Below are 10503 nucleotides of genomic sequence, written 5' to 3' on the forward strand. Positions count from 1 at the left end.
GCCGCGATCAGCTACGTACTGAACTATCGATTCGTGTTCCGGAGCGACAAGGACCATGTGCCGACGGCCGCGAAGTTCATGGCCGTCGCCGTTCTGGGCCTCCTGCTCAACAGCGTCATCATGGCGCTGCTCGCCGAAGGTGCCGGCATCCACTACCTGCCGGCTCAGATCACGGCGACCGTCGCTGTCATGGCCTGGAGCTATCTCGGCAACCGGCGCTGGACTTTCGCGCAAGGAAAAGCGAGGAGTTGAGTCAGGACTTCTTCCAGACAGCGTCAAACCAGAGGGACAGGTAGTTTTCGTCCCCGGTAGGCGCGCCGATGCTGCCCCGGCCCCAGATTACGCGGAAGCCCTGCCCCATCGAACCCAGCCCCGCGCAACAGCTCCAGCATTTCGTTGGCCTGATACATGGCAAATCCGGCTTTACGGCGGAGTTCCCGATAATCCGAGAAGAACATGCGGATGATTCCCGCAAGAGCCGGCACGAGGAAGCTGTTGCTCCAGGCAAACCTCAACTGACTTGCAGCGTCCAGAATTATCGGTGTCCCAGGCTCGATTACGTCAGCCACGATCAACTCGCCGGACGGCTTCAGCAGTCGGTGCCAGGATCTCAGCAGCGAAACCAGTTCATCCTTTCGCAGGTACTGAATGACCGACACGACCAGAATAAGATCGATAATGCCGGTATCGAGCTGCCGCAGTTCCTGATCGTCCAGAACGATGATGTTTCCGTTATGCGCGAGGCGCTTCCGTAACCGTCTACGGACTGCCGGCGCGGCATCGTAGAGGTACAGGGTAGAGCATCCCTTCGCCAAGCGCTCTGCCCCCAGCGCCTCGCCGCAGCCAAAATCGAGAACGACCTTCTTACCGCCGATCGGGACGAAGCGCTCGATGTCCCGCGTCAGACACTCGAAATGGGCATCGAGGTTGCGCTGGTTGACATAAACTGCGTTGGGGCGGTCCCAGAAGTCGATCCACGAAGTCACGGTTCCGAACAACCTCCCCGCAGTTTGTCCTGGCTTCTCGTGTCCTGGACAGTTTCGTATCAGTTAAGCGGCTTGGCAACCCTGGCAAGCGGCCTTCCGACAAAATCACGCCGGTCCTTGACTACCGCGAGCCTGGCGCCGAAGCGGCTGACCTCGGCCATGATCTTGCCATCCGAGGTCTTGTCGCATCCGGACAGGGTCAGCGCCACGAAGAAATCCGCCTCTCGCCTATCCTCCGTCAACACGAAATTGGGCGGCAGGAAATAGAGGGCCGATGTCGGGTTGGCGCAGACGAAGACCTTGTAGCGGCCCCCCAGCCTGCCGCCGTTCTCCGCCTTCAGCTTGGCCTCCATGATCTCCGTCGCCTCCGCGATCGACGTGCCCCAGTAGTCCAGTTCGAACCGGCCTTCGGCACCGGCTACTCCGCCGACAAGCTGGTTGTAGAAAATGTATTCTTCAGGGTGCAGGCGAACCATCGACCAAGTCTGGAAAATGATGGTCGCGGCCAACGGCATCGCTACCGCCCACTGCCTCGCGGGCCACCGCTCGGCCCCCCAGGTCCAGACGCGGTCGAGCGCAAGTGCGGCCAGAACAGTAAAGGGAAGCAGCATGAACAGGAAGTGCCGCATGCCGTTGAGCGCCAACGGCCGGGCAGCCATGAAGTAGATCAGTGGGAACAGGGCCGACAGGATCAGCAGGAAGTATCGTAGGACCACCGGCCTTGGCACTTCGGCAAGAAGCTCACCTATACCCTCCCCTGTCGTCCAAACTTTCGTCACCCTGAAGCCTCCTATAATGAAGGCAGCCATGAGTCCGCCCAGCACAAGCTCCGGCAGCTGGGTAACCATGAACAGCGGCAGATAATAGGCCGGCAGCTCCGTCGCCTTGATCATGGTGCCGTTGACCAGCACCGATCCCGGCCACGGGAAGTTGGCGAAGACGGTCGCGGCGCGGACGGGATTGAGCGGTTCCTGCCATGACCACGGCCAAACCGACGCCATCGTCAGGTAAAGCACCGGCAGCATGGGCAGGAAGGACATCGCGATACCGGCGGCCTTGGAAGCCACCTCGCGCGGTCCGGCACCGGAACGGCCTTCGAGCACCAGATAAAGCATCAGCGCCAACGAGAGATAGAAGCCGGCCAGGACGCCGATGATGCGGGTCCCGAGCGTAAGTCCGAGAACGGCACCCAGGAGCAGCACGGACGTCAGCGGCACCCGCGGCAAGGACTCCATCATGCGGCACATCAGGTAGAGCGACCAGACCATGCCGCAGGCAAACGGGATGTCCTTGGGATTGATGAACATATGCCCATAGTAGACGGGAGTCACCGTCATCAGCATCAGGGCAAGAAAACCGACACGCGGACCGCCGAACAGGCGCCCGAGCCGCCAGACGCCGGCCAGTCCAAGGGTCCCGGTCAGTCCCCCGAGCAGGTGCCGGGTCTCGTACTCGCCGAAAGGCGAAACCGTGTTGACGATGGCGGCGAGCAGATCGAACGAACCGCCGTAAAGATACAGGTTGAAGTGCTTGAAGACGGACTGATCTTCGAAACCGCTGAGATAGTAGGAGAGGATCTTCTTGCCGTAAGTGTTCTGAATTTCCTCATCCCAACTGATGCCGTAGTCCTGGAAGGTGATGCACACCAGGACCAGCACGGCGGCCAGTACCATCGCCGACAGTATGTCGAAGAAAAGCCGGCCATTCAGACCGCTGCTGCATGCATCCCCGGTATCGCCGGAAATGACGGCGCGCCGATCGAATTTCATGGAAGAAAACCCTGACGATGCCTTTGCCTTGCGTCCCGGCGCGAAATCCGCGACACGCTTTTTCTTTACGTCATTCCTACCGCCTTGAGAGGCGCCGAGACATTCATCCCAGATGCCACCACGCGAATATCCGGTCAACATACTAATTACGTGTTAATTCTACGGCGGGCGACATCCGCTTCTCCGGCCCTACCCTCTGCCCCCTAATCTTCCAAGGGCTATGACCATATTCCAGCCTCAATCGGCGCGTACAGCAGCCGGACATCCTGGCCGAACATCCTGAAGGCTGCGCCTGATGCCGGCAATCTCTCGATTATGGCTGTCGGGCTTCGGTGGAAATGGCTATGCTTGTGAACCGGGATGGCGGAAACACTGCGGTCGAGCCGCCCCTTATCAAGGTTCAGCTTCAAGACCGTGCCGGAAGCACCCTCGTTGGAACGATATGGAAATCATTGACCTGATCAACCGGTATGGCGATTTCTTCTATGGGATCGTCGCTGCCTGGACTTTCCTCGAAGGCGAAACGATCGTCATTTTCTCCGGCATCGCCGCTCGGGAAGGCATGGTGGACTTGGTTACGCTGGTCGCCTGCGCGTGGGCCGGGAGCTTCCTGGGAGACCAGTTGTATTTTGCGCTCGGCCGTCATGCCGGCGCCCGAATGCTCAGGCGTTATCCGCGCTGGCAGCCCGGTGTGGACAAAGCCCTGGTCCTGCTTGAGAAGTACAGCACCGCCTTCATCCTCAGCTTTCGCTTCATTTACGGCATCAGGAACTTCAGCTCCTTCGCCATGGGGATGAGCACACTCTCCTGGCGGCGCTTCGCTTTCCTCAACTTCATCGCCGCCGGCATCTGGGCGGTCTGCTTCGCCGGGGCCGGGTATCTGGCGGGAATGGCGCTTCAGCACGTGGTCGGCGAAGCGGCGGGCACCCTGTCGCTCGTCCTGCTCGGCGTGCTGGTGCTGTTTACGGTCGGCGCCGTGCTGGTCAACCGGTGGAAGAAGCGCCGGGCAGATGCCGCGGCGCTGGTGGCGGATACCGTGAAGGCAACGGCAACGAACTGATCCCAAGCCGCCCTGAACCCAAGGTGTCAGCCGGCTTCCGGCGGCACCTTGCGCAGGCGGACGACCCCCTTGAAATTGTTCGGGTCGACCGGCTCCCCCTTGCGGGTGATCTGGAGGCGGCCGGCCCGAGCCAGATGGATCGCCTGCTGGCGCACCGCCGTCATGTATTTGTGCCAGCCGTCCGGCGGCATGCCGGGTGACTTGACGTCCTTATAGAAGGCCTGCGCCACCTCTTGAGGGGTGAAGGACCCGCCGTCTTCGATCATCGCCAGGATACGCTGGGTGATCGGATCTTCTTTCTTGTCTTCGCTCATGTCCGCGTCATAGCAGAACCCGCGCCTCGAGGCTATGGCGGCTTGACTTAACCACGATCTTCATCGTCCTGCCTGATCCTGCGGCCAAGTTCCGCCGCAATGGCAAGCCGCACCTCCTCCGGCTGCGCCGCGACGGCGTCGACCAGATGGCGGAGCCGCGCCCGCATACCGTAGACCTGATCCAGGAGCCCCAGGATCACCGGCATCGCCTCGTCGTCGATCGCCATGTCATGGCGCATGTCGCAGATCAGCGTGACTCGGGCGACATCAAGGTCCGTGAACAGGTACCCGCCCGCTTCGTGACGCGGCCGGACCCAGCGGCGCTCGATCCATACGGTCAGCTCACGGCGGTCAAGCCGTCCGACGGTGGCAAGCACCTGCTCTAGCGCCATCATCGTCATCACTCCGTCTCATTGCCCGGATCGATCCGGGGGTCTTGCGGATGGTTCTCATACCAGCGGCGGATGAACTCCTCGAACTCGGCATCGGGAGAGGTCGGCAGGACCGGGCGCACGGTGACGTACTGGTCTCCCCTGGGGCCCCCCTTGGCCGCCGGCACGCCCTTGCCTTTCAGCCGCAGCACGGTACCGCTGTTCGCTCCCTTCGGCACGGTCATGACGACGGGGCCGTCGACGGTCGGCACCCGTACCTTGCCGCCCAGCAGAGCTTCGGCAAGCGTCACCGGCAGGTCGATCCTGATATCGTTTCCGTCACGGCGGAACAGTGCATGAGGCTCGACCTCGATCTCGATCAAGGCGTCGCCGGCCGGACCGCCGCCCATCCCGGGACCGCCCTGCCCTTTCAGGCGGATGGTCTGGCCGCTGGCGATGCCCGCCGGTATATCGACATCCAGCGTCCGTCCATCGGGAAGATTGAGGCGCTTGCGGGCACCCTTGACGGCATCCAGGAACGGGACGCGCAAGGAGTAGGTCACATTTCCGCCACGCATCCGGAAACCGCCGGCCGCTTGGCCCGCAGCGGAGCCACGATGGCCGAACAGATCGGAAAAGAAGCCTTCCAGATCTTCGTTGTCGACGAAGTGCTCCTCGCCGCCGTAGCGCCGGGCACCCCCGGCATCGGCGAAGCCACGGTAGAAATTCCGCGGCGTTTCGGTGCCCGACGCGTCGATCTCACCCCGGTCGAACCGGGCACGCTTTTCGGGATCGGAGAGCAGCGCATTGGCGGCGGAAATCTCCTTGAAGCGCGTCTCGGCGTCCGCCTTCCCCGGATTGAGGTCCGGATGGTATTTCTTTGCCAGCTTACGGTAAGCCTTGCGGATGTCGTCGTCTGAGGCTGTTTTGGAAAGTCCTAGAATCTCATATGGATCTGTCATGATCGGCACCGGCCCCGAAGGGAAAGTTGCTCCATTATAACACCGCCGTCTCACCGATTGACGTTCGGTCGTACCGATCAAAAGATATTGTACCTTTGCGCTTGACCCGCAACAGGGCTCGCCTCACTAAACAAGCAAGTCCGCGGCGGGAGCAAAGAGATGGGTGGGCAGCGGTTCTGGCGATACATGCTGGTCTGGGCGTTGCTGGTCGCGACGATCTGGTTCGGCGACCGCTTCGTCCGCGGCGTCCTGCTGACCGCCGACGAACCGAGAGCCGTGACGCCGCGCGGGTCCTTGTCGGAAACCGAGCAATCGACCATCAGCCTGTTCGACGCGACGGCCCCGTCGGTCGTCTACATCTTTACCGACCGCGCGGAAGCACCGGGAGAACTGGGCGGGCGGGGAACGCGGGGAGCCGGTTCCGGCTTCATCTGGGATGCCGCGGGACATGTCGTGACCAATCATCACGTGGTCGAAGGCGCCACCCGCGTCGCCGTGCGTCTGGACAATGGCGAGGCCATACCGGCAACCGTCATCGGCATGGCTCCGAACAGCGATCTGGCGGTGCTCCGCCTCAGCGAGACGCGGGCGGCCTTGCGCGCCATCCCGATCGGCAGCTCGACCGACCTGAAGGTCGGTCAATCGGTATTCGCGATCGGAAACCCGTTCGGGCTGACCCGCAGCCTGAGCACCGGCGTCATCAGCGCCCTGGAGCGGCGGCTGCCGACGGGAGGAGGCCGCGAGATCGTGGGCGTCATCCAAACGGACGCAGCGATCAATCCGGGCAATTCAGGCGGTCCCCTGCTCGACAGCGCCGGCCGGCTGATCGGGGTCAACACCGCCATACTGTCCGGTTCCGGCAGTTCGGCGGGGATCGGATTTGCGGTGCCGGTCAGCACAGTCAACAGGATCGTCCCCGCCCTGATCCGCGAAGGCAAGGTCCCGACGCCCGGAATCGGCATCCGGGTGGCGCCGGAGGAGATCGCCGCCCAGCTCGGCGTCAGCGGCGTCGTCATCGCTGAAGTCGTACCGGGCTCCGCCGCGGACCGCGCCGGTCTGCGCGGCTTCGGCAGGTCGGCGCAGCGCGTCGGCGACGTCATCACCCATGCGGAGGGGAAGCCGGTCAGTTCACTGGCGGATCTGGCGACGGAGCTGGACCGGGCCGGGATCGGGCACAGCGTCACGCTGACGGTCCTTCGCGACGGACGCAGTTTCACGGTGGACGTCACGGTCATCGATATTTCCTGACCGTCCCTGCCCGGTCGGCGGCTCAGGCAGGTACCGGCTGCTCCGCGCCGCTCAGAAGCCCCATCAGGATGGTCCGCGCAACCTCTACCCTGTCGTCGGACGATCCTTCCTCAAGAGAGACGGCGAGACGGCCGTCGTCCCGCCGGCGAGCCTTCGCCTGCCGCTTCAGAAACGCTTCGACTCCCTTGGGTTCGTGGCGGAATGAGATCAGGGCACCGCGCGGCCCGACGTCGATCTGCTCGACCCCGGCTTCCCGGCACAGCCGCTTCAGTTCGCCCAGCCCCAGCAGGGTCATGACCTCGGGCGGAACAGGACCGTGCCGTTCAGCAAGCCGGGCGGCGAAGGCTTTTGCCGCGTCCTTCGTGTCGATCACGGCGATGGAACGGTAGAGCGCCATGCGCTCGTCCAGATCCGGTACGTACCGGTCGTCGATCAGCACCGGAATGCCGAGCGTGATGCGCGGCGTCCACGGCTCCTCCGGTTCGCGGCCGGCCCTGATCGCCTCTATCGCCTGACGCAGCATGTCCTGGAACAGATCGGCGCCGACTGCGCGCAAGGAACCGGACTGCTCCTCCCCCAGCAGGTTGCCGCTGCCGCGGATGTCCATATCCTGGCTGGCGACGTTGAACCCGGAGCCCGGACCGGTCAGGGCGGCCATCGCATCCAGGCGGCGCCGGGCGGTGTCGGACAGTTCATGCCCCGGTTCGACCGTGAGCAGGGCGTAGGCGCGCGAATCGGCGCGTCCGACACGTCCGCGCAGTTGGTGAAGCTGCGACAGCCCGAACATATCGGCGCGGTGAACGACCAGCGTATTGGCATTGGGTATGTTCAGGCCGGCTTCGATGATGTTGGTCGCCAGAAGGACGTCGCCGCCGCCGCGCGTGAAAGCGGTGATCGCGTCGTCCAAGTCGTCCGCGGGCATCTTGCCATGGGCACGGATGAACCGCAGATCGGGCGCCAGCGCGTCAAGCCGTTCCGCAACGAGATCGAGGTCGGCCAGCCGGGGGCAGACATAGAAGCTCTGCCCTCCACGCTCACGTTCCCGCCGCAGGGCCTGAACGATGGCGTCGCCCTCGTAAGTCAGTACACGGGTCCGGACAGGCTGCCTTTCGACCGGCGCAGTGCCGATAAGGCTAAGGTCGCGCAAGCCGGCCAAGGCCAGCTGAAGTGTACGGGGGATCGGCGTCGCGGTCATGGTCAGGACATGAACGCCGTCCGCGATCTCCTTCAGGCGCTCCTTCTGCTTGACGCCCATGCGCTGTTCCTCGTCCAGCACCAGGAGGCCCAGGTCCTTGAAAGTCACGGACCGGCTGAGGAGGGCTTGAGTGCCGATAACGATGCGGGCTTGGCCGCCGGCGATCCGCTTCCGGGCCTCTTTCGCTCCCGCCGCGCCCGCGAGGCGCGACAATTCGACAACCTCATAGCCGAAGCCGGCGAAACGCCCGCGGAACTCTTCGGCATGCTGCCGGGCGAGGGGTGTCGTGGGAGCGACGACGGCCACCTGACGACCCGACGATGCGACGGCAAAGGCGGCGCGGAGGGCGACCTCGGTCTTGCCGAACCCGACGTCGCCGACCACCAGCCGGTCCATCAGCTTGCCCGACGCGAGGTCGGCCAGCACATCGTCGATCGCCGATTGCTGGTCGTCCGTCTCGGTATAGGGGAACCGGGCGCTGAACCGCCGGTAGGATGCTCGCGGCGGCACGATCGGCTCGACCTCGGCCATCTCGCGCCGGGCGGCCGTGGAAATAAGCTCGCCGGCGGCTTCGCGCATCGCTTCACGGACACGCTCCAGTCTGTTCGGCCATGCGGTGCCGCCTAGCTTGTCGAGCTGGACCGTTTCGCCGGGGGTTCCGAAGCGCCACAGGAGGTCCATGTTCTCGACCGGGACGAACAGCCGGTCGCCCTTCTGGTAGATCAGCCGGACGCAGTCGTGGGGCGCCCCGGCGGCATCGACCGCTTCCAGCCCTTCACATAAGGCAACCCCATGCTCGGCATGGACGACCAGATCGCCAAGGGCGATGGCGGCGATTTCCGGCAAGTCGCCGGCTGCCTCGGCCGCCACACGGCGCCGTTTACCGCTGTCCGGCTTCACGATGTCGGCACGGGCAATGACATGGAAGCCGGGAGCTTCGAAGCCGGCCTCCACCGGCAGGGTCGCGACCGCCCAGCTATCGTCGGCGGTCTCGGCTTCCGCCCAGGTGCCGGCGGACCGCAGGTCGGGATCGCCGAGCCGGCGTTTCATCGGCGGATGCATGGCATCGCGCTCGACCGCAAACAGGACGCGCGTTCCGGCGCCGCGCAGGCTGTCCAGATGAGCCTTCAACGCCTCGGCGCCGTCGGCCCCGTGGAAGCGCGGCCCGGGGCGGGCACGGCCGTCAACCATGCCGGTATCGGGCTCAGTTTCCGGGGGCGCTGCCCGAAACTCGGTTACGGAGCGAGGCTCGAGGCATGCGTTCCAGGCCGCCGCGTCGATGAAGACCTGCTCGGGCGGCAGCGGACGAAAAACCGGAAGCTTCGCCTTTTCCTCGATGCTTCCCATCGCGCTCCGCGTTTGGAAGGCGTCGGCGATCTGATCGAGATAATCGTCGCGCTCGACCTCGGCTCCGTCATCAAGGGTGACCGGGCAGCCGGGCAAGTACTCGCACAGGGTTTCGGTGCGTCCGTAGAACAGCGGCAGCCAGTGCTCCATGCCGGTCATGCGCCTGCCCTGCGCGACCGCTTCGAACAAGGGGTCGTGCCCCTCGACCTTGCCGAACTGCTCCTGATAGTTGGTCTGAAATTGCTGCATGCTGCGGTCGTTCAGCACGACTTCCGACATGGGCGGCAATTCCAGCCGATCCAGTTCCTCTTCGTCGTCACCCCGCCGGACCGCGTTGAGGGCGCCGTTGAGCAGGTCGATCCGCAGTTTCCCGGTCCCCCCGGGAACGAAGACGTCAATCCGATCGTCGTCCCAGATAAAGTCCCCCGGCGCACCGATCGAGTCGGCCGGCGAGTAGCCGTTGCGCAGCAGGAAATGGCGCAGCGCTTCTTCGATATCGTCGCCGATGGCGGCCTTGAAGGCCGATGTCTCCAGCAGTCCCTGCGGCGGCAGCCGGCGAAGGAAGGCTTGGGTAGTGGTCAGGACCACCCTGGGCCTCGCCGCCGGCCGCCCCAGTTTCAGCAGGGTATCGACACGCAGGGCCGAGAGCGCGGCGGACGGCGAGCGCCTGTCATAGGGTGTACAATCCCAGCTGACGAGCGGTATCGCCTCTAGCTCCGGCGCGAAGAAAGCCAGGGCGCGTCTGACGCGGACGAGCCGCCGATGGTCGCGGGCGATGTGCAGCAGGCCGGGGCATCCGGCCTTTTCCGCAAAGCGGGCAAGCAGCACCGCATCGTAGCCTTCGGGCGCACCGGCGACGATTCTGCGCCCCGGTTGCAACCGGTCAAAATTCCGATCCATGGGTAATGCTGAGTCTGCTATTGTTCGAATGGATAGGTCAGGCGTGACCGGTGGCAAAAACAGGCCGCTTTCGTGAACGTTCCCGCATTCCGATTCGCCGGAAATTTCCGGTTCAAAACGAGGCCTTACGACGGAGGCGCCGGATCAAAGCCGGCGCGTTGGCAAGCACCATGCGGCTGATCTGGCAAATCGTGACGATCGTCGGTATTGCCGCCGCCGCAGGGGGCGTCTGGTACGGCGCGCCATCGATGCGGGGCAACGGCGGACCTCAGGCGGCGGCTCCCGACCGGACGGCCAAGCCGGTCGACGTCATAACGGCTCCCGCCGTGACGGGGCCGATCTCGACGGTGG

At 64.2% G+C, this 10503-nt stretch carries 10 protein-coding genes; 4 read left to right on the forward strand and 6 right to left on the reverse strand.

Going from position 1 to position 10503, the window contains the following annotated elements; translation table 11 throughout:
• Window positions 1-252: GtrA family protein (locus AC5JJ6_RS25595; protein WP_496044778.1), on the forward strand; the 252-nt coding region annotated here is incomplete at its 5' end.
• Window positions 253-275: 23 nt separating this feature from the next.
• Here AC5JJ6_RS25595 and AC5JJ6_RS25600 read toward each other — a convergent pair.
• Together AC5JJ6_RS25600 and AC5JJ6_RS25605 are read right to left on the reverse strand one after the other, a co-directional pair.
• The gene (locus tag AC5JJ6_RS25600) at window positions 276-986 is read right to left on the reverse strand and encodes a class I SAM-dependent methyltransferase (RefSeq protein ID WP_496044779.1); all 711 of its coding nucleotides are present in this window, start codon (window positions 984-986) and stop codon (window positions 276-278) included.
• A 59-nt stretch (window positions 987-1045) separates the two neighbouring features.
• The gene (locus AC5JJ6_RS25605) at window positions 1046-2755 is read right to left on the reverse strand and encodes a glycosyltransferase family 39 protein (RefSeq protein ID WP_496044780.1); all 1710 of its coding nucleotides are present in this window, start codon (window positions 2753-2755) and stop codon (window positions 1046-1048) included.
• A gap of 442 nt (window positions 2756-3197) precedes the next feature.
• Between AC5JJ6_RS25605 and AC5JJ6_RS25610 the strand changes: the two genes are divergently transcribed.
• Window positions 3198-3815: a DedA family protein gene (locus AC5JJ6_RS25610; RefSeq protein WP_496044781.1), complete on the forward strand. Its 618-nt coding sequence runs from the start codon at window positions 3198-3200 to the stop codon at window positions 3813-3815.
• 26 nt (window positions 3816-3841) lie between these two features.
• Here the strand turns inward: AC5JJ6_RS25610 and AC5JJ6_RS25615 are convergent, their stop codons facing one another.
• From AC5JJ6_RS25615 to AC5JJ6_RS25625, 3 genes are read right to left on the reverse strand one after another with little or no spacing between them, the layout of a single operon-like run.
• A complete protein-coding gene (locus tag AC5JJ6_RS25615) occupies window positions 3842-4129 on the reverse strand; it encodes a DUF3253 domain-containing protein (RefSeq protein WP_044429458.1) in 288 nt (95 codons plus the stop codon).
• A 47-nt stretch (window positions 4130-4176) separates the two neighbouring features.
• Window positions 4177-4530 (reverse strand): chaperone modulator CbpM, encoded by a 354-nt coding sequence (locus AC5JJ6_RS25620; protein ID WP_496044782.1) that lies wholly within the window; start codon window positions 4528-4530, stop codon window positions 4177-4179.
• Complete coding sequence (locus tag AC5JJ6_RS25625) at window positions 4530-5462, reverse strand: DnaJ C-terminal domain-containing protein (protein WP_496044783.1); 933 nt, start codon at window positions 5460-5462, stop codon at window positions 4530-4532. Before AC5JJ6_RS25625 ends, AC5JJ6_RS25620 begins: the two co-directional genes overlap by 1 nt.
• Window positions 5463-5621: 159 nt before the next feature.
• Here AC5JJ6_RS25625 and AC5JJ6_RS25630 point away from each other — a divergent pair, with 159 nt between their 5' ends.
• Window positions 5622-6710: a S1C family serine protease gene (locus tag AC5JJ6_RS25630; protein ID WP_496044784.1), complete on the forward strand. Its 1089-nt coding sequence runs from the start codon at window positions 5622-5624 to the stop codon at window positions 6708-6710.
• A gap of 22 nt (window positions 6711-6732) precedes the next feature.
• On the opposite strand, the gene AC5JJ6_RS25635 is transcribed toward AC5JJ6_RS25630, so the two are convergent.
• Entirely contained in the window at window positions 6733-10152 is a 3420-nt protein-coding gene (locus AC5JJ6_RS25635; RefSeq protein ID WP_496044785.1) for a transcription-repair coupling factor, read from the reverse strand.
• Window positions 10153-10322: 170 nt separating this feature from the next.
• On the opposite strand from AC5JJ6_RS25635, the gene AC5JJ6_RS25640 reads away from it, so the two are divergent.
• On the forward strand, window positions 10323-10503 hold a 181-nt coding region (locus AC5JJ6_RS25640; protein ID WP_496044786.1), incomplete at its 3' end, for a hypothetical protein.

It is taken from the genome of Skermanella sp., assembly GCF_059503625.1.